Below are 22,358 nucleotides of genomic sequence, written 5' to 3' on the forward strand. Positions count from 1 at the left end.
TTCGGTTCCGGGGGTCTCGTAGAAAAGTCCTTGACAGGCCACCGGTCGCTGCTATGGTTATAAACCAAGCGCCGCGATAGGAAATAGGGGAGGGAAACGCCATGCAGAGCAGCAACGCCACTATGTGTACGGCAATGTGTCCGATGCGGATGCTCGGCTCCCGGGCTTTGGGCCGCGAGGGGCTTCCTGTGCGTCTTCCCCTTTCTACTGTCAAACGGGGGCAAGACTAGCTCAAGACAGCCTGCCTGTAGCGTTCATTGTCCGGGAGACCTCTTTGGCCTCCCGGTTTTTTATTGCCGGAGTGCCCTTGCGCCTCAGCGCGAGACGAGGAAACATCCGTTTCTCCCATCCACACGAAAGGAACCCTCCGATGTACTCTTCCCTGCAGATCTCCCGCCGTCAGTTCCTTAAAGCCTCCAGCGTCATCGGTGCCGGTCTCGCGCTTGCGGGCTGCAGCGTTGCCTCTGACGACGGTACGGACTCCGCTGACTCCACGGCTTCCGACGCTTCCTCAACCGACGATTCCCAGTACAAGTATGGCAAGGTGGACATTCCCGGCAAGGGAGGCTCGTTGTGCAACGCCCCCTGCTACATCGCCTACGAGAACGGATACTTCGCCGACGCCGGCTTCGAGGTCAATCTGATCACCGCCGATACCGAGACACGCAAGATCGGCCTGAACAACGGCACCATCCCTATCGTCAACGGGGACTTCCAGTTCTTCCCCTCCATCGAGCAGGGCGTGAACATGAAGGTCGTCGACGGCCTGCACAACGGCTGCATCAAGCTCGAGGTCCTGCCTGACTCCGCGATTCAGGATGCCGAGGACGTCCGCGGTAAGAAGATCGGCATCGACGAGGTCGGAGGCACCCCGCACCAGGTCGCGCTCCTGTGGCTCGAGAACCATGGTATCTCGACGGATCCTGCTGACGAAGAGGTCACCTTCCTACCGTACAGTGATGCGAACCTCGAGGTCGAGGCGCTCCACAACGGTGAGATCGACGTCGCGGCGCTGTGGGACCCCGTCGCCTCCATCCAGGAGAAGTCCGGCGACCTGCGGGTGATCTGTGACATCGCCACCGATCCGGCGTTCAAGGACAAGTACTGCTGCTTCCTCTTTGGCTCGGCCACCTGGGTCGAGGAGGACCCCGAGCGTGCCGGAGCCCTCCTGCACGCCTACCACCTCTCGCAGGACTGGATTGCCAAGAACCCCGCCGAGGCGGCACAGATCATCTCCGACAAGCAGTATTCCGCCATCACCGACGTCGAACTCGCCACGGAGCTTCTCACCCACTACGAGTACCCGACCCTTGAGGAGCGCGCAGCCGGTGACCACAACTTCGTCGATGATGTGAAGTACTTCTCCGAGCAGCTCAAGCAGGTCGGCTACCTTGAGACCGATGATCCCGACGGCTTCGCGCAGAGCTCCTCCGCGGTCCTTGACACCGGCGACGAGCCTGCCTAGGAGGCCTCGTAATGTCACAAGCTTCTACCGCATCTATCGAACAAGCCCGCTTCCAGCAGGGCGTGGAGGAAAAGGACGGCGTGCTCGTGCGTCACGTGGGTCATATCGTCTTCACACTTGCCGGCTTCCTGCTGGCGGTCGCCGCTAACGTGCTCGTACCGCAGGTCTCCTCGGTTCCCCTCGACACGTATCGGGTGGGGATCCTCCTGCTCAACCGCAACGGCCTCTATCGCATCGTGCTTTTCGCCATCGCCTTTATCTACCTGGTGTCGGGTATCGTCTCAACGCGCAACGAGACCCGGCGCCTCCACTTCGACAACAGGTCGGCTTTTCGCTTCGTGATGGGGATCGCGTTGCTCCTGTGGGACGTCTTCGGCACCAAGTACCAGCTTCTCCAGCAGCCGTTCTTCCCCGGTCCGTCGCAGGTGCTCGAATCCTTCCTCATAGAGGGTGCCTACATCTTCTCGAACCTGCTCTACTCCCTGCGCCTCTTCAGCGTGGGATTTCTCGCCGGCGTCGTCTTCGGCGTGGGCACGGGTATCTTGATCGGCGTGTTCCCCCGCGTGTACTACTGGGTCCATCCCGTCCTCAAGATGACCGGCATCATCCCGGCCGTCGCGTGGATGCCGTTCGCCCTGACGCTGTTCCCCACGCCCTTTTCGGCGGCGGTGTTCCTGATCTCCATCAGCGCCTGGTTCCCCATAGCCTTCGGCACCGCGTCGGGCGTCATGTCAACACCTACGACCTACTTCGAGGCCGCCCGCACGCTGGGCGCGTCCAAGGCCTATCGGATCTGGCACGTCTCGGTCCCGCACGCGCTGCCCCAGATCTTCACCGGCATCACCACGGCCTGCGCTAACGCCTTCGTGATGCTCGTCATCTCCGAGATGATGGGCCAGCCCGGCGGCCTGGGCTACTACATCAACGCCGCCAAGATGTGGTCCACGTACTACAAGGTGTTCGCGGCAATCGTCATCATGGCCATCCTCTTCTCGCTCATCACGAAGCTGCTTGGTCTCATCCAGGCCAGAGCGCTGCGCTGGCAGAAGGGGGTCATCGGGTCATGAGCACCAAAGCGAGCATTCTGAGCGTCGAGCACGTGGGCAGGGTCTACGACGACGAGGAGGACAAACGGACCGTCGCGCTGGAAGACGTCTCCTTCGGCGTCGCGGAGGGGGAGTTCGTCTCTCTCATCGGCCACTCCGGCTGCGGCAAGACAACGCTCCTGCGTCTCATCGCCGGCCTCGACGACCCCCAGGAGGGCAGGCTCCTGCTCGACGGCGAGCCCATCGCGGGCTCGAGTCCCGAGCGCGGCTTCGTCTTCCAGCAGGGGGGCCTCTTCCCGTGGCTGACCGTAAGCCAGAACATCGCCTTTGGCCTCAAGGCTCGGGGCACCTACGACACGCGCAGCGCCGATGTGGACGAGTACCTTCGCCTCATTGGTCTGGACGGGTTCGGCGACTCGTACCCGCACCAGATCAGTGGCGGCATGGCCCAACGCGTCGCCATTGCACGCAGCCTCATCAACAACCCGCGCGTCCTGCTCCTCGACGAGCCGATGGGGGCTCTGGACTCCTTCACCCGCGCCGACCTCCAGGACAAGCTCCTTGCTCTGCGCGAGCGCAATCACACGACGATGATCCTCGTCACGCACGACGTGGATGAGGCCGTCTACCTGAGCGATCGAATCGTGCTCATGACCCCGCGCCCCGGTAGGGTCTCCGAGGAGATTCGGGTGGACATCGCGCGGCCCCGCGACCGCACGAGCGACGGGTTCCTGGCGCTGCGCACGAGGATCCTTGACAAGCTCCATCTGGCCGGCGTGGGAGCGGAGGCCTCGGACGCCGCCCCTGCAGATGACGCGGGCCTCGTCGCGACACGCTAGCATCGGACCTTGTCGCGCGCGGGGCGGGCCGGCGACGCGCGCAGGGGCCACGACATAGGATGACCAACACGAGCAGAAGGGAGCAAGGGACATGAGTGACGCTGAGAGGGAAGCTCTCGCCGCAGAGGGGCCGGAGGGCTGTGCCAGGAGGCGGGGCAGGCACGTGAGGGCCCTGACCGTGGTCCTGGTCATCGCGGCGCTCGCGGCTGCGCTCGCGGGAGGGGCCTGGCTCTTCTCCGCGCGCGGGCGGGTCCCAGAGATCATCGAGGCGCCGCGCGCGGAGACCGTGTCCGTGGCAGACGACCCGGGGGGACAAAGCACGGCCTCGTCAGAGGGCCGACTTCCCGGTTGCTGCAGCCCTAACAACAACGTGTGACGGGCGCTGTCGGCACCACCGCGAGGTCGGTGCCGCGCCGTCCTGGAAAGGAGCATGTGCAATGAGCATCAGCGCCGCGGCGGGGAACCGCAAGGCAGAGGCGAGGGGGGCGTCCGCCAAAGACCTCGTGCGCCTCTTTCGCTGGTTCCACGAGAACCCCGAGCTCGCGCTCGAGGAGGTCGGGACCACCGAGAGGATCAGGGAGACCCTGGGGGGCATCGACGGGGTGGAGCCGCTCGACCTGGGCCTGCCCACCGGTGCGCTCGCCCGGGTGGTGGGCGACCCCGCCGGCCCCGTCGTGGGCCTCAGGGCCGACATCGACGCCCTTCCCCTGCGGGAGCAAAGCGGGCTTGCCTACGCGTCGCACCACGAGGGGAGGATGCATGCCTGCGGGCATGACTTTCACCTCACGGCGCTGCTCGGTGCGGCCTCGCTGCTCTCTGCACAGAGGGACGAGCTCCCCGGAACGGTCATCCTACTCTTCCAGCCGGCCGAGGAGACGAGCGTCGGCGCGCGCGAGGTCGTGGGGACCGGGAGGCTCCAGGAGCTGGGGGTGCAGGAGCTCTTTGGGGAGCACGTGTCAGCTGAGCTGCCTGGCGGCTCCATCTCCGTGGACGACGGGGCGATAAGCGCCTCGGTCGACCGCTTCCTGATCAGGGTGCGCGGCAGGGGGTGCCATGCCGCCCATCCCGAGTTGGGCCGCGACCCCATCCCCGTGACGGCGCGGCTCGTCGGGTCGCTCCAGGACATCCCGAGCCGCGTGGTGAGCCCCTTTGCGCCGGTGGTGCTCAGCGTCACGCGCTTCACCTCGGGGACCACGTGGAATATCGTGCCGGAGACGGCCGAGCTCGAGGGCACCGTGCGCACCTTCGACACCGCGGTGCGCTCCGTCGTCGAGGGAGAGGTCCGAGCTCGGGCCCAGGCGCTCGAGGCGGAGGGCTACGTGACCTCCGTCGACTGGTATTGCGGCTGCTCGTCGGTCGTGAACGACCCCGGGCTCACCGAGCTGGTGCGCGACGTAGTGCGCTCCCAGGACGGGCTCACCCTCGTGGAGGAGGGACCCTCGACGGGGGGCGAGGACTTCTCCGAGTACCAGGGGATTGCCCGTACGGTCTTCCTGCACACGGGCGTGGGGGAGTCGACGCCCCTGCACACGCCCACGTTTCGCGCCGACCCGGCGCAGCTCGCGCCCGCCGCCCGCCTCCTGGCGTCGATCGCGCGTGCGGCGCTGGAGGACCTGGCGGCAAGGTAGGGCACTGTGCGTCTTTTCGCACGCGCTCTCGCACGCGTCGCAGACTCTTACCCTTTGAGTAGCTCACGTTAGGAATCAGCTTCCTCATCTAAAATATGTAGCGAAGCCTACCCATGCGTTACAGCTTCTCGAGCCATGGCCCTAGAAAGTAGCCGGAGGAGATGACGGCGGCGCCCGCTCCTTGCCGATTGCCGGAGTGTTACGTCTGGCGGCCGGCCCTTGCGCGCAGCGATGGGGCGCACTAGATTTGCCAGAACGGTAGAGGTGCGGATAAGAAGAGCCGTGGGAGAGCCGGCAGGCAGTGACCCCTCGGGGAGGCGAATTCCGCCGAACCTCACGCGTCGGGCGCGGCGCGAGGGGTGGGCCTGCGATAAACACTCGCAGGACTGTCTGCGGGAGTCACCCGCAGGGGCGCTACCCGCGAGGCACTCACGAGCGCGTGAGACGCTGGCCGGGACACGTGCCCCGGCCAGCGTCTTTTGTCCTCGGGAGGCATGTTTTGGAAGCGATCGAGAACGGCACCACGGAAGCGGCGGGCGCGCGGGCTGAGCGGGCCAAGCGACCGTTCGTCTCGCGCGAGCAGCTCGAGAAGGTGGCGCTTCGCCACCCAACCCCCTTCTACCTCTACGACGAGGCTCTGATTCGCGAGCGCGTGCGCCGCCTGCAGGAGGCCTTCGCCTGGAACCCGGGCTTCAAGGAGTACTTCGCCGTCAAGGCGACGCCCACCCCGGCCATCGTGGCGCTCCTCGCGGAGCTCGGCTGCGGCTGCGACTGCGCCAGCGCGACCGAGCTCCTTCTCGCGGACGCCTGCGGCGTCATCGGCCGCAACGTGATGCTCTCCTCGAACGACACGCCTCCCGCGGACTTCGTCCATGCCGATCGCATGGGCGCCCTCATCAACCTGGACTCCTACGACATGGTCGCCTGCCTGGCAGACGCGCTCGGGGGGCGTCTGCCCGACGTCGTCTGCCTGCGCGTGAACCCGGGCGGTACGTTCGCGGCGGCCAACCAGATCATCGGCGCGCCCGAGGACTCCAAGTTTGGCATGACCGTCGAGCAGACCCTGGCCGCGGCCAAGGAGCTCGCCGCCGCCGGCGTGAGGGAGTTCGGGCTGCACGCGTTTCTCGCCAGCAACGCCCAGGGGGACGGCTACTATCCCGCGCTCGCGCGGATCCTCTTCGAGCTGGCCGTGCGGGTGAGCCGGGAGACGGGCGTGGACGTCACCTTCGTCGACCTCTCGGGAGGGGTGGGCGTGGCCTACCGCCCCGAGGAGCGTCCCGTGGACATCGCCGCCGTGGGCGAGGGGGTGCGCCGCGCCTTTGAGCGCGTCCTCGTCCCGGCCGGCATGGGCGACGTCGCGATCTTCTCGGAGCTGGGCCGCTGGCTGCTCGCCCCGTGCGGCGCCCTTGTGACCAGGGTCATCCACGAGAAGGTCACCTACCGAGACTACCTGGGGGTGGACGCCTGCGCCGCCGACCTCATGCGCCCGGCCGTCTACGGTGCCTACCACCACATCAGCGTCATGGGCTTTGAGGGGGCCGCGCCCACGCGCACCTACAACGTGGTCGGCGGGCTCTGCGAGAACTCCGACCAGTTTGCCCGCGACCGTCCTCTGCCCCAGGTTCACATTGGCGACCTGCTGTTCGTTCACGACGCGGGAGCCCATGGCCGCTCCATGGGCTACAACTACAACGGCCGGCTCCGCTCGGCGGAGCTCCTCCTGCACGAGGACGGCCACGTCGAGCTCGTCCGCCGCGCGGAGACCCCCGAGGACTACTTCGTCACCGTCGAGGTGGGTGCCCTCGGGGAGAGGGTCAGACGAAAGCTCGAGGAGGCGCGCCCGCCCGACGCCTAGCCGCCCGGTCGCGCCTCCTGCCCCAGCCCGCCTTTGACCCGTCACCCACGTCACACCTGGAGGAACCACCATGGACATGTCCCATCTCACCGGCTCCATCACCGCCCTCGTCACCCCGTTCTCCTCGGACGGTTCGGTCGACTTCGCCGCCCTGGAGCGGCTCGTCGACTTCCAGCTCTCCCACGGCACCGACGGTCTTTTGGTGCTGGGCACCACCGGGGAGTCCTCCACGATGACCGACGAGGAGGACGTCGCCGTGGCGCGCTGCGTGGTCGAGCGCGTGGGCGGCCGCGTGCCCGTGATCGGCGGTGCGGGCTCCAACTCCACCGCCGAGTCCATGCGCAAGGCCGAGATGCTCGTCAAGGCGGGCTGCGACGGCCTGCTGCTCATCACGCCGTACTACAACAAGTCCAACGAGGAGGGAATCTACCAGCACCTCCTGTACGTGCTCGACCGCGTCGGCGTGCCCTGCGTGCTCTACAACATCCCGGGACGCACGGGCTGCTCCATCTCCGAGAGAAACGTCGAGCGCCTGGCTAAACACCCCAACGCCTGGGCCCTCAAGGAGGCCTCCGGGTCCATCGAGTACGCCTCGGCGGTGGCGCGCTACCTCTCGGATGACTTCCGCATGTTCTCCGGCAACGACGACATCGTCGTGCCGCTGATGTCGCTCGGCGCGAGCGGCGTCATCTCCGTCTGGGCGAACGTGGCGCCTGCGACCGTCCACGACCTGTGCGCCGCGTTTCTGGTCGGAGACGTCGCGCGGGCGCGCGCGGTGCAGCTCCAAAACCTCGAGCTCGTGCATGCGCTGTTCTGCGAGGTCAACCCCATACCCGTGAAGGCCGCCCTTGCCAAGATGGGCATGATGGAGCCCGTCTGGCGCCAGCCGCTGTGGCCCCTCTCCGACGCGGGCGACGCCCGCCTCACTGCCGCGCTCGAGGGGGCTGGTCTCGTTGGCTAGCGCCGGCTTGGCGACGGGCGACGTCGCATCTGAGAGGGCGGCGGGGGCCGCGGCCCCCGCGAGGGTCGTCGTCGTGGGCGCGGGGCGCATGGGCGCGCTCGTGGGAGAGCTTATTGACAAGGAAGACGGCTTCGAGCGGGTCGCCACGCTGTCCTCGGCGGACGTGGGCGAGCTGGACGAGGGACTTGCGCCCGCGGACCTGGTGATCGACTTCTCCGCGCCAGAGGCGCTCGCACACGTCGCGGCCTACGTGCGACGCACGGGGGCGGCCCTGGTCTCGGGCACGACCGGGCTCGATGCTGCGCAGATGGGTGAGGTGCGCGCGCTCGGCGAGGTCGCGCGGGTGGTCCACGCGTCCAACTTCTCGCTTGGCGTGGCCGTCCTGCGTAGGCTCGTGGCCGAGGCTGCCCGCGCGCTGTCGGGATTTGACGTCGAGATCGTGGAGACCCACCACAACCAGAAGGTCGACGCGCCCTCCGGGACCGCAAAGGCCCTGCTCGACGCCGTCGACCCCCAGGGCCTGGACGCGGTCGCCTACGGTCGCGAGGGGGTCGTGGGACCCCGGCCCGCGCACGAGGTGGGTATGCACTCGCTGCGCGGGGGGACCGTCGCGGGTACGCACACGGTCTGCTTTTTTGGCACCGACGAGGAAGTTGAGTTCACGCACCGCGCGACGAGCCGGACCATCTTCGCCGCAGGGGCCGTCGCGGCCGCCCGCGCGCTTCTAGCCCGTGAGGCGGGCCTCTACACCTTCGAAGACCTCATGCTCGACTGACGGGAGAACCCATGAGCACTGACGCAACCGACGCACAGAGCGGCGACGCCCAGGGCGCTGATGCCCACCAGATGGACGCCCGGGAGATCATCGACTTCATAGCGCACGCCCAGAAGAGCACCCCCGTGCGCGCCTGGATACGCGAGCGCGACCCCGAGGGCGACCCGCTCGACCTCTCGGCCGGCGGGGACGGCTCTGCCGATACCTCCGACCTGCATGTCTTTGGCGCAGGCGACAAGGTGATCATGGGGGAGTGGGACCTCGTCCGGGGCCTGCTCGAGGCCAACGCGGACCGTCTGGCCGACGTGGTCGTCGACTGCGACCGCCGCAACTCCGCTGTGCCGCTGCTCGACCTCAGGGGGGTGAACGCCCGCATCGAGCCGGGGGCCCTCATCCGCGACCGGGTCACCATCGGCGACGGTGCCGTCATCATGATGGGGGCCGTCATCAACGTCGGGGCGGTCGTGGGCGAGGGCACGATGATCGACATGGGCGCCGTCCTGGGCGGCCGCGCGACCGTAGGGAGGCGATGCCACGTGGGGGCGGGCGCCGTGCTCGCGGGCGTGGTCGAGCCGGCGAGCGCCACGCCCGTCATCGTGGAGGACGACGTGCTCGTGGGGGCCAACGCGGTGGTCATCGAGGGGTGCCGCGTGGGGGCCGGGGCCGTGGTCGCCGCGGGCGCCGTGGTCGTGGAGGACGTGGGCGCCGGGACCGTGGTCGCCGGGTGCCCCGCGCGCGTGATTAAGCGCAAGGACGCCCGCACCAGTTCCAAGACCGCCCTCGTGGAGGCCCTCCGCGCGTTGTAGGGCCCCGCGCCCCGCGCGGGCGGGCTTAGGGGAGGAGCGCGAGCCTCTCGAGGGCGTCGAGCCCCACCGCGAGCACCGACTCGTCGAAGTCGAACCGGTCCGAGTGCAGGGGGGTCTGCGTCCCCGCGCCCAGCAGCAGGTAGGCGCCGGGCATGCGCCGCTGGTACCAGGCGAAGTCGTCCGTCGTGTAGGTGGGCTCCTTGACGTCTGCGAGGGCGGGGAGGGCCCCGCGCGCGACCTCGAGCAGGCCGGCGTCGTTGCTCACGGTGGGGTTTCCCTCCGAGAAGCCGACGCGCTCCGTGCAGCCCAGCGCCGCGGCCTGCTCGCGTGCGACGCGACGGACCTCGTCCATCGCGCGAGCGCGCATGTCTGACGAGAGGGTCCTGAGCGACCCCGAGAGGACCGCCTCGCCGGCTACCTGGTTGCGCACCTGGCCCGCGCGCCCGCAGCCGAACCGCAGGACGAGGGGCTCCTCGCGGGCGAGCCCGTCGACCGCGCGATAGACCTCCGTGAGGAACCGGGCGGCCGCCGCGAGGGCGTCGGCGCCCTCCTCGTGTCGGGCTATGTGGACGGGCGTGCCCGAGAAGCCCACGTCCACCTCGTTGCCGGCCGCGAAGAGCGTGCCCGGCCGGGAGGCTACGGCCCCGGCGGCCAGGCCGGGCCAGAGGTGCATGCCGAACATGCGGTCCACGCCGCAGCGCTCCAGGACGCCGCTCTCGCAGACGCTGAGGGAGCCGCCCTGCGCCTCCTCGGCCGGCTGGAACACGAGCAGCGCGCCCCGGCGAAGCCTCTGGGGGTCGAGCGCGAGGCGCCGGGCGAGGCCCAGGAGCATCGCCGCGTGGCCGTCGTGGCCGCAGGCGTGCATGCGGCCGGGGTGGGTGGAGGCGTAGGGCGCCCCGGTCCGCTCTGTGATGGGGAGGGCGTCGAAGTCGGCGCGAAACGCCGTGGCCGGCGCGCCGCCGCGGTCGAAGTACGCGCAGATGCAGCCCCGCGAGGGCTCGAGAACGCCGAGGGTGCCCTCCCTGCCCGCGGGGGAGTCCCGTACGAGGCCCCCCAGGACGCTGCGGACGTAGGCGAGGGTCTCGGGGAGGTCGAAGCCGCACTCGGGGATGCGGTGCAGGTCGCGGCGCCACCCCCGAAGAAGGCTCGCGTCTGGCGGGGTGCGCGCGGCTTCGGCTTGCTGTGCGTCCATGGGCGCCTCCGGGTTCTTGGGGATGACGGGCCCGCCGCGCTCTCGCCGCGGGCCCCGGGCGTGGGAAAGAGTATAGGTCACGGCCCCGTCGTCAGACACCGGGGCCCGTCGTCTCCCTGCGGGCGGCCGCGCGCCCCCGCGCGGGACGCTGACCCGCCCCTCGCCCCTCGCGGGAGTCCAGCCTGTCGGAGAGGCGGGACAGGGCACCGCCGTCCGCAGTGGGTGTGTTGAGTCAATAGCACTTGAGCAGAAATCGCATCAGTTTCTGAGCAGATATCGCAAGAGTGCCGGGCAGCTTATTGAGCACCCCCGTCCTGCATCAGCGCGTGGGTGACTCGATGCGGCTCGCCTCGGAACCGGAGAAGCCGTCCGTGGTGCACCACCCTGTCGATGACGGCCGCGGCCATCTGGTCGTCGCCGAAGACCGAGCCCCACCGGCTGAACTCGAGGTTTGTCGTGAAGACGACGGACTGCCTCTCGTAGGCGTTCGAGACCACCTGGAAGAGGAGCCTCGCGCCGTCCGTGTCGAGCGGCAGGAACCCAAGCTCGTCGATGACGAGGAGCCCTGCCCTGCCCACCTGGTTGGGCTCACGGTCGAGCCTCCCGTCGTCACGGGCACGGCGGAGCCTCATGACGAGGGACGATGCGGTGAAGAACCTGGCCTCGACGTCGGACTGGCAGCACGCCATGCAGAGCGCCGAGGCCATGCGCGTCTTCCCGTTATGGAAAGTTTTCCATAACGGGAATTATGCGGGCAAACGGATTATGTTGAGGAATGGGCTGTCGCCGCAGGTCGAGCGATCGCGACAGCCCTGTTCCTTTGCATAACCTTCTTAGCACAGGCTCTTCAGCCACGACATCAGATCCCTGTCCTCCGACCAGTCGGGGTAGTCCCGTGTCTTGGGGGCGGTTGCGGCCTCTTCGAGCAGCTTCCGCCTTCGCGCGACGCTGACGGTCGCGTAGATCTCCGTCGTGATCACGCTCCTGTGGCCGAGCAGATCCCTGATATATACGAGGTTGACACCGGATTCCAACAGGTCGACGGCCCTCTGGTGCCTGAGGGAGTGGGGCGAGATCCCATCGGGGACGGACGCTCCCGACTCCCTGGCGCCCCTTGCGTGACGGGCGACGATATCGGCGACGCCGGCCCTGGTCAGACGGTCGCCACGGGAGTTCGGGAACAGCGGCCCGTCCAGGTCCGACGCATCGGGACGAGAGCATGTCTCGTCGATGTACCGTCTCAGAAGTCCTGCGGTCGCGCTCATCAGGGGAACGACCCTGACCCTGCGACCCTTCCCCATGAGCGTGACGGTGGCGGGGTCATCGAGGCGGACATCGCGGAGCGTGATGCCGCACAGTTCTGAGACCCTGGCCCCGCTGTCGTAGAGCATCGTCAGCAGGACCATGTCCCGGCGACCCCTCGCCGTGGATGCGTCGGGACGGGCGAGGATCGCGGCGACGCCCCCGCGCCCCGGGAGGACCATGGGCGCCGGGGCCTTCTTTCGCTGTCTTATCGCCAGAACCTGCTGATGCTGAAGCAGTCTCGCCGGATCCTCGGCCTTGACGTAGTTCACGAATGCCTTGATCGCGCACAGTCGTTGGTTCGCCGTGCTGTCGGAGCACCCGCGTGCCGTGAGCCAGGCCATGAACCCCTCGACCGTGTCCCTCCCGAGATCGTCCATGGACAGCCTCTCCGGCCTCTTCCCCCGTTCGCCGAGATACGATATGAGCAGCCTGAACGCGTCCCTGTAGGATGCGATGGTGTTCGTGCTGAGGTTTCGCTGTCCCGGCAGATGAAGGCCGAGGTAGGCGGTCACGTAGCGGGCGAAGTCCGCTCTCTCGCTCATGACGGCACCACCCACCCGCACTCGCGCTCGACCTGGGCGACCATGCCGGGATGGAGCTCGGCGGTGAGCCGGAGGTAATACTCCGTGCACCGGGTGTCGGCATGCCCCATGTAGGTGGCGAGGACCGGCATGAGGGCGTTGGCGTCGGCCCCCTCCCTCACCCATGCGCGGAGCCGGTGGCAGGCGAAGGTGAAGCGGAGGTCGTGGACCCTCGGTCCCTTGCCGCGACCCCCGTGCGATATGCCTGCGTCCCAGAGGGCCTGGCGGAAGAATCCATAGACGGAGCTGGTGGACATGGCCCCCCCTCGGGCAGCGACCAGAACAGGCCGTGCATCCCATACTGCGGATGCCCTGTCGAGGCGGCGTTCGAGAACGTCCGCATGCGGGACGCCAGGGAGCGGTGGATGGGAGCGAACCTGCCCCTGTCGTTCTTCGCATGCCTGACGGTGAGAGCGCCCGCATCGAGGTCGACGTCCGCCTTGCCGAGGGCGCATGCCTCCCCGGAACGCAGCCCCGACGAGCAGAGGAGCCTTATGATCGGCGCCATCTGGGCCCGTCGACATGCGGGATCGGATCCTGAGAGCTCGTCGGCCTCCTCGAACAAAGACGCGAGCTCGCCGTCGGTGAAGATGTAAGGATCGTACGATCCGCGGTCCGCGTATCCCTGTCTGCCCGGCATGACCCAGGCATCGTAACCCATGCGCGCCATGTACTCGCCCAGACCGCGTATCTGGCCCATCCTGCGGAGCCTCGTGGCCTCCGCCTCGCCGGGGCGTCGGGCCGTCCACGCTTCGACGAGTTCCCTGGGCAGCTCGTCCTGCCTGCAGCCCAACTCGGAGCGCAGCGCGGCGATGCGGCGCATGGCGGCATCACCCTTCTCCAGCCTGAAGCCGACCGCGCGTTTCTCGGCCATGTACGACGCGGTGACGTCAGCGAACGCCGTCATCGTGCCACCGCCTCTGGGTCGAGAGGGCACATGGCGAGCGATTCGACATCCATGCGCAGGTAGATGCTGGTGGTGCGCTTGCTGACGTGTCCCAGTATCCGTGAGATGTCCTCCAGCGGGACCTGCCGTTCGAGGAGGCGTCTCGCCAGAGCGTGTCGAAGCGAGTGCAGCGTTCTGCGGTCGCCCGGGACCTTCACCCCGGCGGCCCTCGCGCGCTTGCTCAGTATGTACGTGAGGTTGCTCGTGTCCGTGAACGGCTCGAACGGCGCGACCTGTCGGACGAATAGCTCCGGGCATCCCGCACCCTCCGGCCGTCCGTGCCTGAGGTAGTCGATGACCGCCCGTCCGACGTCGTCGAGCAGGGGGAGCTCGAGCGGGTTTCCCGTCTTGTGCCGCACGATCGACATGGTCCGCGTCTCCCAGTCGAGGCCGGACACGCGTATCGACTTGATGTCGAATGCGCGAAGTCCCAGTCTCGCGACCATGAGCAGCATCGCGTAGTCCCGGCGCCCGACGGGGTTGCCCCTGTCTATGCTCGACATGAGGGCCTCCACGTCCTCCCTCTCCCGGACCACCGGGAGCTCGGGTACGTAGCAGGGCCTGGGGCTCGGGACCGTACCGGTCAGATCGCCCGCCACCAGGCCCTCGAGGCAGAGATGCCGGTAGAAGCACCTGATGGCGGTGAGTACGGACTTGACCGACTTGGCGTGGTTCGACGCCTTCGTGAGGATGTAGTCATGGGCAGACGAGTCCCTGATGCAGGAGGCATCCACGCCGCCCCCCGACGCGAGGAAGAGCAGGAAGTGCTTGATGCGACCGTTGCGAGAGTAGACGGTCGATTCCGACAGGCCGTTGCGTCTGCTCGTCTCGTCGAACGAGTCCAGCAGCCCCTGGAGTCCCGGTGGAAGCTCGGTCCTCCCGAGGTCGCCCGGCATGCGCTTGCAGATGCAGCCGCACCCCTCGTACTCCATGAGCGTGCGCATGGCCCTCAGCCAGGCCTTCAGATACGTGCCGCCGGGATTTGACTGATAGAGGTGTTCGAGAGCCACGCCGAACCTCGAGTTCAGGTAGGCGACCGCATCCATCTCCGTGAACCCCTCGATGCCGCAACCGTTCGCGTGCCTGACGTACGCATTGAACATCCTCCTGAACCCGGTGACCGTGGTCTCGGAATAGCGAAGCCGTGCCATCTCCGCGAGGACGGCGGAGGCCAGAGCCTCCAGTTCGGTGTGATCTGCCGTTGATCCTCCTGTCGTTGTCGTGAAAGCAGACGGATACAACGTAGGGGGATTCCTGGGTTATGCAAAGGAACAGGGCTGTCGCGATCGCTCGACCTGCGGCGACGGCCCATTCCTCAACATAATCCGTTTGCCCGCATAATTCCCGTTATGGAAAACTTTCCATAACGGGAAGACGCGCATGGCCTCGGCGCTCTGCATGGCGTGCTGCCAGTCCGACGTCGAGGCCAGGTTCTTCACCGCATCGTCCCTCGTCATGAGGCTCCGCCGTGCCCGTGACGACGGGAGGCTCGACCGTGAGCCCAACCAGGTGGGCAGGGCAGGGCTCCTCGTCATCGACGAGCTTGGGTTCCTGCCGCTCGACACGGACGGCGCGAGGCTCCTCTTCCAGGTGGTCTCGAACGCCTACGAGAGGCAGTCCGTCGTCTTCACGACAAACCTCGAGTTCAGCCGGTGGGGCTCGGTCTTCGGCGACGACCAGATGGCCGCGGCCGTCATCGACAGGGTGGTGCACCACGGACGGCTTCTCCAGTTCCGAGGCGAGCCGCATCGAGTCACCCACGCGCTGATGCAGGACGGGGGTGCTCACTTTCCCAACCTTCTTCCCGGTCTCGTCTTTGCCTTTATGGGTGGACTGATCAGCCTCGACCAACATGCCTTTCAGGGCGTATCTCTCCTTGTCGCTTAGCCCTTCGACTTCATCGATACGCTCGACGGTCTGGCTAAGCGTTACCGCGATACTAACTTCGTTGGAGTTGCTGACCTGCTGGCTGACGCTGACAGCAGTCCCCTGTGCAGCGGCAACCAGTTGCTTTCTGATTTCGGAATCTCGATAGGCCTTGAGCTTGTTGACTCGCATGCTGACCTGGGCCACGCAGTTTTCCTGAGTCAGCTCACTCGGCCCAAGGCCCCATCCGGAAACACCGTTGACATACCCCTTTACCACGTCGACGTACGTCCTGTCGATCTCGTCGACAGTTGGCTTCATCTCGTCCTTTGGCAGTCCGGACGAAAGAGATTCCTCTAGGCGATGGATGTTCTCTGTCAGCGCCGTCACGCCGAATCGTCCGTAGGTTGTTTCCTCTTTCTGGTCACGGTAGACCCGCAGCTTGCCGCGCAGCGCTTGAAGGTTCGCAACGGTATGCGGACCATGGCCGCTAAGAGTGGACCCCCTGTAACTGCTGATGTGCGGGATGGCAGGAGTGAAGGCGGAAACGATCTACGCGGCAAGACAATTGGCCTCGGAAGCATCTCCCCTGGCAATCACATCATCGCAACGTCTGATGTAGTCATCCGTGGTTCCCAAGGCAGAGCTCCAATCACAGTCAAAGAGCCTTCTTCAACGGTACCCAGCAGCCGTCCTTGAGTTCGTCCGAGTACGTCTCGGTTGCGATGAGGAGCTGCGCGCTCTCCTGGTCGTAGCGTACGAATCCACCTCTAAGTCCTGAGTGCCTGTCGAGGTAGCGTCTCATCGCTTCGAACTTCATCGGCGCGAACTCGTCGATGTTCTGGTCCTGCCCGGAGGCCGATTGGCCTCCCTTGACCTCGATGACCCAGACCTGCCCACCTTCCGTCTCCACCACATAGTCGGGATAGAACGCACGCGAGCGCCCTGAGTTGTCGTCAAAGAGGATGGAGAGGTACTCGACTCCCTTGTCGCCATTCTTGTAGAACCACTTGACGCAAGCGCTCTCCTCGCAGAACCGCTCGAACAGCCGCTCCCCGGTCGAGCGCCTCTGGGCGGAGGCGAGGTAGCCCTCGTAGACGTTTTTCTCCATGACGGACTGGTCCTTGGCCCTGGAGTCGTAGGTGAACAGCACCGTGTCCGGCAGATGGAACGGCCTCTCCGTGACACCGGCGACGTCCACGCCCGGGATGACGCCCACGGCACCCACCGACGAGAGCGCCCTCGTCATCGTCTCGGAGAGCCTCCCCTTGTTGTTGAGGACGAAGCTGTAGTACCCCTCCTGGTCGAGGGCGAGCAGCCTGCCCCTCCCCTTCGCCGATGCGAGGAAGAGCCTCTGCAGGATGGGGGTCATCTGGCTCCTCTCGACCCGCAGCGACTGCGCCATCTTCCACGTCTCGCGCGAGTACTCGACGTGGAGCTTCTTGGTGGGCCTCCTCACCCTGAAGGTGATGGTCGTGAGGTCCCCGATCTCGTCGCTGCTCAGGTGCTCGACCTCGCCCTCCTGGGTCATGTCGAGGATGTCGGAGCGGAAGTCCCAGCCTGCCCGCTCGAAGAGCCTCCGGTTGGCGACCGGGTCGTCCGAGAGGCCGAGGTCTCCCGAGAGCGTGGCGGCGAGGGTCCTGCCGAGGGCCCGGTAGTCGAGCCTGTCCGAGGCCCCTGCCGCGCGCTGCTCGGACACAAGCGTGAACTCCCGCAGGCCCGACCTGAGGCGGAGCGTCCTCGCGTCGAGCAGGTCTCCCCCGGCTGCGGCACGCGCCTCGTCGATGAACTTCGAGTCGAGCGTGTAGATGTAGCAGATGTCGAGCAGGTCGTCGCCGTAGTGCCTCGCCTGCGGCATGCGGCGGATGCGCCCGATGGTCTGGATCTGGAAGGTCTCCCCCATGTTCTCGCGGAGCTTCACGAGCACCTGGGCGCGGGGACAGTCCCAGCCGGTGGCCACGGCCTGCTTGATGAGGACGACCTGGGGCTTGGCGCCGGGCTCGTCGATGCCGTCGCAGTTCCTGTGGTCGTCGGAGAGCCATGAGGCCAAGAGGCCGTTGTCGTAGGTGATGCCGTAGTCGTCGTCGAGCACGAGCTCGACGCGCTCCCTCTGCTGGGGGTCGTTGTCGGCGAGCTGGACGATGACGAGGGGGTTCACGGGCACGTCGAGCGCCGCGTAGCGCGACTGGAGCTCGGCCCTCTTCCTGAGGCCGTACTCCAGGAGGGCGTCGATCTCGTTGGGGACCGTGACGTCGACGGGCACATCCTGGTTGATTACGATGGCCTTCTTGATGAGCCCTTGCTCGATGACGTCGTCCTCGTCGACCTCCACGAGGGTCGCGTCCTTGTAGCCCCTGGGCGTGGCCGAAGAGCGGATCACCCTGACGGGGTCGACGTAGCCCACGAGCTCCTTGGTCTTGACCGTGTCGTTGGTGTGGCTCTCGTCGATGACCACGTAGAAGGAGAGGCCCTCCTCGTGGGCGGCGTCGAGCCGCTCCACGAAGTTGAGCCGCTCAGCGTCGACCATGGCCACGTTGTGCCTGCCATGGAGCTTCTCCCAGTTGACGAAGCACAGGTCCCCGTCGGCAAAGCCGGAGTTGAGTACGTCGACGAGGAGCTTGGTCTGGGCACCGTGGACGTAGCGGTCCGCCTTGTCCTTGCTCTGGCCGGCCAGGTCCCCCTTACCCGGGGTGAACCAGATCCAGACCGTGCCGGGATGGGTCTCGCAGAAGCGCTGCATGAGGTCGGTGAGGACGATGGTCTTGCCCGAGCCCGTGCAGCTCTTGAAGACGACGTCCCGCCCGTCGCCCTCGAGGGCGTCCAGGAGCCGGGACTCCGCGTCGATCTGGAACGGCTTGAGCTCCACGTCACTCACCCAGCTCTCGATAGAAGTAGGCGGGAACGGTCCGCACCTCGACGTCGCGCGCATCGAGCGCGGCCTGCTGCTCTGCCGTGAGCAGCACATCGTGGCCGAGGTAGAGGACCTCGCACGAGGCGATGCCGCCCGAGAAGAAGGCGTCCGCCTCCTCGTCTGAGAGCACGATGGCGAGCGCCGGGTCCGCGTCGAAGTCGACCCCGTTCTCGAGCTCCACGAGCTCCCTGGTGTGACGCAGGAGCCCCTCGGCGAGCCCGTAATAGTCGTCCTCGTCGAGGGGGACGAAGCCCACGCGGTAATAGCGCAGGGACCCGGGGAGACCCTCGGAGTACCCGCTGCCGTCACCTCTTTTGCCGGTGATGACCGTCCTCCAGCGCGGGTAGGTGATCTCGGAGCAGATGCCGTTCTCGTCGTCGGTGCACAGGATGCATCGGCGCGTGCCGCCGTCCGCGGCGTTGAGCTCCGTCACCGCCTGGCCCGTGGTGCCGGAGCCCGCGAAGAAGTCGAGGACCAGGGCGTCCCTGCCCGCACCGATCTCGAGCACCCGCCTGATGAGGCGTGTCGGCTTGGGTGTGTCGAAGGGTGCCTGACCACCGAAGAGTGCCTTGAGCTCCTTCTTTGCCTCATCGGTGTGGCCGACATCCTTCCAGAGCCATAGATTTGTCGGGAGCTTCCCCCCGACACTATCAAGATGGATCTTGTGGCCCATTCCCCCCTTCCCCTTGTTCGTAAAATAGAGGTCTGGCCAGTTGCCTGCGTCATAACGTTCCGCTGCGAACCGCTTTGATTCGTCAGACACGTCTCTGAGCATGATGCCCTTCGCATCACCTATCTCATCGGGGGCACAGTTGCATACCTTGGCACGTCTCTCGGCATCGTCGAGAGTCCGAAGCTCATAGTCGCCCCATCCACACATGTTGGAGTACATCTCATCCTGGCCCAAGGTCCAGTGGCGACCATTTGATGGGTAGAGGAGCTTCCCGGTAACAGGCTGCTGTATGGCATAGACCATCCCATGGTGAGACGAGGCACCGGGCGCCGTGGAGTCTCCTGCCTTCCACGAGATATCGTCTCCATCGGGACTGCCATATCTCCCGTTCATCTCCTCACTTCGCTCAAGACGGCCAGGGAGCCAATCGGGCTCCTTACCGTAAACGAGGATATGCTCGATCTCAGTCGGAAAGCCCCCCTTCTTGTCGTTTCGGGGAGAGTACGTCTTTTGCCAAGAGATATTCCCGGCAAAGCAGCTCGAACCAAAGACTTCGTCCATGAGGAGCTTGAGCTCCGCGTTCTCGCGGTCGTCGTTGCTCACGAAGATGACACCCGAACGCTTGAGAAGAGCATGGGCGACCTCGAGGCGGGGTTCCATGAACGAGAGCCACTTGGAGTGCGGGAAGGTGTCGTTCTTGTCGACGTAGGCGTCGTCGTAGATGAAGTCCCTGTTGCCGGTGTTGTAGGGAGGATCGATTTAGATGAGGTCGACCTTGCCGCGCAGGACCCGGGAGAGCGCGTCGAGCGAGGCGAGGTTGTCCCCCTCGATGAGGGCGTTCCACTGGCCACCGTTGTCGATGGCGAGCGACTCGTCCTCCGTGAGCACGGAGACGCTTCCCTCGAGCACGTGGTCAATCTCCTCGCGGTGCTGCTCGAAGACCAGCCCGAACTTCCTGCCTTTCACGTCCTTCTCGAGGGCGTTGAGGTAGGCGAGCAGCCGCCCCGCGTTCCCGTCCTGCGTGGCGGTGGAGTTGATGTAGTCCCTGATCTGCTCGATGCCGCCGACCAGCTCCTCGCGCCTTTTCTTGGATACGTTCTCGCCCATGTAGTCTTCCCTCAGTTGGTCAATTGTGTTTATGATATCGCAAGGGAGAAGACACTGGAGGTACTTGTTACCCGCAGCACCGATAAGGAAGCCTATGGTGCACCGTTCACCCGATTCGTTGGCATCATGAAATGCTCTAGTGGCCTGTTTGGTGGCTTACTAGTGGCCTACCAAAAGAGGTCGGAGCCACATAGCCTCCGACCTCGTCATTTATGGTGGGCGTTGCAAGATTTGAACTTGCGACCTCTTCCGTGTCAGTCTTTTTATGTTGCCGAACAGGAAATATCAACGCGACAGTTACGAACTTTCTACCTGCATTTATACGTCATATTCCGTATGTGCCGTAAATAACGTACAATAACGAAGTAGATATTTTGCGGCGTTATTGCGGCTAATTTTGCGGCAAGGAGGAACGATGTTCTACTCATCAGCCTACCTAAGGGAGCGCAAGGGCAGGGGTTGGATTGGCGTCCTCTCCTACAAGGACGAGAGCGGGAAGTGGCGCAAGAGGGAGAAGTCCCTCGATGCTAAGGGCAAGCGCGAGGCAAGCAAGGAATTAGACAAGTGGCGCGATGACATGGAGGCAGAGGCCGTAAGCGCGAGTATCCTCGCACCAGCGGAAACCGTAATAGACTACGTGACGCGCTACGTCGATACCCTAGAGGCTTCCGAGTCAATCGAGAGGTCAACCGTGACCGTCTATCACGCGATGTTGAAGCACATTGACGGGGAGCTTGGTTCCCTAAGGCTCGAAGAATTGAACGCCGAGAGCGCCCAGGCATGGGTCAACTCGTTGGTTTCAAGCGGTTATGCAGCTTCCACCGTGCGAAAGGCTTTCAACCTCCTTAAAGCGGCAATGACCCACGCGGAAGATACGGGGCGCATAGTCAAGAATCCCCTACGCACCGTGAAGCTCCCCAAGATTCCAAAGAAGGAGCCAAACGCATTGGACGCCGCCCAGAGAGCACGGCTTGTCTCGTTTCTGGACATAGCGGCACCCAGCCCCGTGAATCTCGGAATCAGGCTCGCCCTCTTCACTGGTATGAGAGAAGGCGAGATTTGCGGCCTCCAATGGAAGAACGTTGACCTCGAATCGGGCGTAATCAGGGTTCGCACCGTAATAGGCAGGGATGGCGGCAAAACCTATGTGAAGGAGCCTAAGACAGGGGGTAGCAGGCGAGATATTCCGGTATCTGATTCAATCATCGAGGCACTTAAAGCACAGCGCACCGAGATGGTCAGGAAGTGTCTAGAAGCCGGAATCCCCTTTTCAAATGACCTGTACGTACTGGGCAGGGTGGACGGTACAAACCTAGCTCCACACGCCCTCTGGGAGGCTTGGAAGGCCATTGCTGCATCACTCGGCCTAGTGGGCACCCAAGGCAGGGTCCCCACGTTCCACGACCTGAGGCACACGTTCGCCACGGCGGCGATTTCCGAGGGCGTGGACGTAAAGAGCGTTTCTAGCATCTTGGGGCACACCAACGCAGCTATGACATTGAACATCTACGCAAGCGCAGACCCAGACGCCAAACGCAGGGCAGCTGAGACCGTGAGCGAGGCAATGGAGCGCAAGCCGAAGGACGCAACTATTCTCACATTGAAGACGGGGACCGATGACAAATGAGCAATCTCATTGAAGAGTTGAAGGAACGCAGCTTGCCCGTTCCCAACGACAATAAGCCACTTGGTGAGGTGGAACCGGGACGCATTGAGGCAATCCGCACCGAGCTTCTATCGGGCGTAGGACAAGCAGAGGTCGCCCAAGGAGTAGGCTTTAAGTCACCGGAGACAGTCAAGAATTGGAGCGACGACCCCTCATCACTCAACAGAGACAAGGCAGAGAAGCTTGTCGCATATCTCGCTACATTGATTGCAAAACGCTATGGCATACCCGAGGAGACAGCGCGAAAGGTAGTGCTTGACGAGCTTACCAAGGATACGGCGGAAGAAGCCTACATAAAGGGCATGGACTGTATCCTATCGAACGTTTGCTATTACCTCCTCCATGACGAAGTGGAATCGCTCTGCGACGTGGCCGCGTTAACGGTGCTAGACGAGAGGCACACACAGGCGGCCCAGGCTGATTTGGTGGCCTTCCTTGAAGTTGCTGAGGCGTGGAGGCGCATGTATAAGGCAAGGAAAAGCAGAAACGATGCGCGAGTCATAGAGGCCGGAAATGAGCTGCGAGATGCAGTTACAGCCTTCAACGCGGCAGTCACGAAGCGGGCCACTCATGTTGCAGACGAAGGACAGAGCGCGTAGCGGTCGTTTTGTGACGCTTTTGTGTCGATAAAAAAATATCTCATCAGGTCAAATGGGCGACGGGGCGAAAAACCTCTCGCCCATTTTTTCGGGTCGTGTTTCCGAGTGCCTAAAACCTCTCGGAGACCCGAAAAATA

The 22,358-nt window shown here is 65.1% G+C and carries 21 protein-coding genes, 1 pseudogene and 1 riboswitch; of the genes and pseudogenes, 12 read left to right on the forward strand and 10 right to left on the reverse strand.

The genetic code is table 11. The features are described from left to right. Window positions 1-370 precede the first annotated feature (370 nt). The 9 genes from INP52_RS03770 to dapD all read left to right on the forward strand — a co-directional run bounded on the left by INP52_RS03770 (window position 371) and on the right by dapD (window position 9,375). On the forward strand, window positions 371-1,465 hold the full coding sequence (locus tag INP52_RS03770; protein WP_194372541.1) for an ABC transporter substrate-binding protein: 1,095 nt from the start codon (window positions 371-373) through the stop codon (window positions 1,463-1,465). 11 nt (window positions 1,466-1,476) lie between these two features. Continuing rightward, a complete protein-coding gene (locus INP52_RS03775) occupies window positions 1,477-2,532 on the forward strand; it encodes an ABC transporter permease (protein WP_194372543.1) in 1,056 nt (351 codons plus the stop codon). Beyond that, the gene (locus tag INP52_RS03780; protein WP_194372545.1) at window positions 2,529-3,350 is read left to right on the forward strand and encodes an ABC transporter ATP-binding protein; all 822 of its coding nucleotides are present in this window, start codon (window positions 2,529-2,531) and stop codon (window positions 3,348-3,350) included. Before INP52_RS03775 ends, INP52_RS03780 begins: the two co-directional genes overlap by 4 nt. Window positions 3,351-3,441: 91 nt before the next feature. Further along, entirely contained in the window at window positions 3,442-3,726 is a 285-nt protein-coding gene (locus INP52_RS03785) for a hypothetical protein (RefSeq protein WP_194372547.1), read from the forward strand. Window positions 3,727-3,787: 61 nt separating this feature from the next. Further along, on the forward strand, window positions 3,788-4,978 hold the full coding sequence (locus INP52_RS03790) for a M20 metallopeptidase family protein (RefSeq protein WP_194372549.1): 1,191 nt from the start codon (window positions 3,788-3,790) through the stop codon (window positions 4,976-4,978). A gap of 251 nt (window positions 4,979-5,229) precedes the next feature. Beyond that, a riboswitch (Lysine riboswitch) is annotated at window positions 5,230-5,403 on the forward strand. A gap of 74 nt (window positions 5,404-5,477) precedes the next feature. Next, window positions 5,478-6,833, forward strand: a complete 1,356-nt coding sequence (locus INP52_RS03795) for a diaminopimelate decarboxylase family protein (protein WP_228478409.1) — start codon at window positions 5,478-5,480, stop codon at window positions 6,831-6,833. 70 nt (window positions 6,834-6,903) lie between these two features. Continuing rightward, window positions 6,904-7,794 (forward strand): 4-hydroxy-tetrahydrodipicolinate synthase, encoded by an 891-nt coding sequence (gene dapA, locus INP52_RS03800; RefSeq protein WP_194372550.1) that lies wholly within the window; start codon window positions 6,904-6,906, stop codon window positions 7,792-7,794. Further along, a complete protein-coding gene (gene dapB, locus INP52_RS03805) occupies window positions 7,787-8,569 on the forward strand; it encodes a 4-hydroxy-tetrahydrodipicolinate reductase (protein WP_228478410.1) in 783 nt (260 codons plus the stop codon). The genes dapA and dapB overlap by 8 nt, the downstream gene beginning before the upstream one ends. An 11-nt stretch (window positions 8,570-8,580) precedes the next feature. Next, window positions 8,581-9,375 carry a 2,3,4,5-tetrahydropyridine-2,6-dicarboxylate N-acetyltransferase gene (gene dapD, locus INP52_RS03810; protein ID WP_228478411.1) on the forward strand — a complete coding sequence of 265 codons (795 nt, stop codon included), beginning with the start codon at window positions 8,581-8,583 and terminating at the stop codon, window positions 9,373-9,375. 25 nt (window positions 9,376-9,400) lie between these two features. Here the strand turns inward: dapD and INP52_RS03815 are convergent, their stop codons facing one another. From INP52_RS03815 to INP52_RS03835, 6 genes are all read right to left on the reverse strand, one after another. After that, the gene (locus INP52_RS03815; RefSeq protein WP_194372551.1) at window positions 9,401-10,567 is read right to left on the reverse strand and encodes a M20 metallopeptidase family protein; all 1,167 of its coding nucleotides are present in this window, start codon (window positions 10,565-10,567) and stop codon (window positions 9,401-9,403) included. A gap of 296 nt (window positions 10,568-10,863) precedes the next feature. Beyond that, window positions 10,864-11,274 (reverse strand): ATP-binding protein, encoded by a 411-nt coding sequence (locus INP52_RS03820; RefSeq protein WP_194372552.1) that lies wholly within the window; start codon window positions 11,272-11,274, stop codon window positions 10,864-10,866. Between the two features lie 126 nt (window positions 11,275-11,400). Continuing rightward, window positions 11,401-12,414, reverse strand: a complete 1,014-nt coding sequence (locus tag INP52_RS03825; RefSeq protein ID WP_194372553.1) for a tyrosine-type recombinase/integrase — start codon at window positions 12,412-12,414, stop codon at window positions 11,401-11,403. After that, entirely contained in the window at window positions 12,411-12,575 is a 165-nt protein-coding gene (locus INP52_RS10070; RefSeq protein WP_332307368.1) for a hypothetical protein, read from the reverse strand. Before INP52_RS10070 ends, INP52_RS03825 begins: the two co-directional genes overlap by 4 nt. Then, window positions 12,572-13,360 (reverse strand): tyrosine-type recombinase/integrase, encoded by a 789-nt coding sequence (locus tag INP52_RS10075; protein WP_332307369.1) that lies wholly within the window; start codon window positions 13,358-13,360, stop codon window positions 12,572-12,574. The genes INP52_RS10070 and INP52_RS10075 overlap by 4 nt, the downstream gene beginning before the upstream one ends. After that, window positions 13,357-14,502, reverse strand: coding sequence for a site-specific integrase (locus tag INP52_RS03835; protein ID WP_194372555.1), 1,146 nt, complete (start codon window positions 14,500-14,502; stop codon window positions 13,357-13,359). Before INP52_RS03835 ends, INP52_RS10075 begins: the two co-directional genes overlap by 4 nt. A gap of 277 nt (window positions 14,503-14,779) precedes the next feature. Between INP52_RS03835 and INP52_RS03840 the strand changes: the two genes are divergently transcribed. Then, a complete protein-coding gene (locus INP52_RS03840; protein WP_269747175.1) occupies window positions 14,780-15,286 on the forward strand; it encodes an ATP-binding protein in 507 nt (168 codons plus the stop codon). Window positions 15,287-15,923: 637 nt separating this feature from the next. Here INP52_RS03840 and INP52_RS03845 read toward each other — a convergent pair. From INP52_RS03845 to INP52_RS03855, 4 genes and pseudogenes are all read right to left on the reverse strand, one after another. Further along, window positions 15,924-18,140, reverse strand: a complete 2,217-nt coding sequence (locus tag INP52_RS03845) for a DEAD/DEAH box helicase family protein (RefSeq protein WP_194372557.1) — start codon at window positions 18,138-18,140, stop codon at window positions 15,924-15,926. Further along, the gene (locus INP52_RS10080) at window positions 18,133-18,849 is read right to left on the reverse strand and encodes a DNA methyltransferase (protein ID WP_332307370.1); all 717 of its coding nucleotides are present in this window, start codon (window positions 18,847-18,849) and stop codon (window positions 18,133-18,135) included. The genes INP52_RS03845 and INP52_RS10080 overlap by 8 nt, the downstream gene beginning before the upstream one ends. Before the next feature lie 417 nt (window positions 18,850-19,266). Further along, window positions 19,267-19,608, reverse strand: a pseudogene (locus INP52_RS10130) (DNA methyltransferase); the annotation flags it as partial. Continuing rightward, on the reverse strand, window positions 19,609-19,956 hold the full coding sequence (locus tag INP52_RS03855) for a hypothetical protein (protein ID WP_194372559.1): 348 nt from the start codon (window positions 19,954-19,956) through the stop codon (window positions 19,609-19,611). Window positions 19,957-20,371: 415 nt separating this feature from the next. Here INP52_RS03855 and INP52_RS03860 point away from each other — a divergent pair, with 415 nt between their 5' ends. Together INP52_RS03860 and INP52_RS03865 are read left to right on the forward strand one after the other, a co-directional pair. Continuing rightward, window positions 20,372-21,583: a tyrosine-type recombinase/integrase gene (locus INP52_RS03860; protein ID WP_194372561.1), complete on the forward strand. Its 1,212-nt coding sequence runs from the start codon at window positions 20,372-20,374 to the stop codon at window positions 21,581-21,583. After that, window positions 21,580-22,221, forward strand: coding sequence for a hypothetical protein (locus INP52_RS03865; protein ID WP_194372563.1), 642 nt, complete (start codon window positions 21,580-21,582; stop codon window positions 22,219-22,221). The genes INP52_RS03860 and INP52_RS03865 overlap by 4 nt, the downstream gene beginning before the upstream one ends. Window positions 22,222-22,358: the final 137 nt, after the last annotated feature.

Source organism: Thermophilibacter immobilis (assembly GCF_015277515.1).
Lineage (GTDB): Bacteria > Actinomycetota > Coriobacteriia > Coriobacteriales > Atopobiaceae > Thermophilibacter > Thermophilibacter immobilis.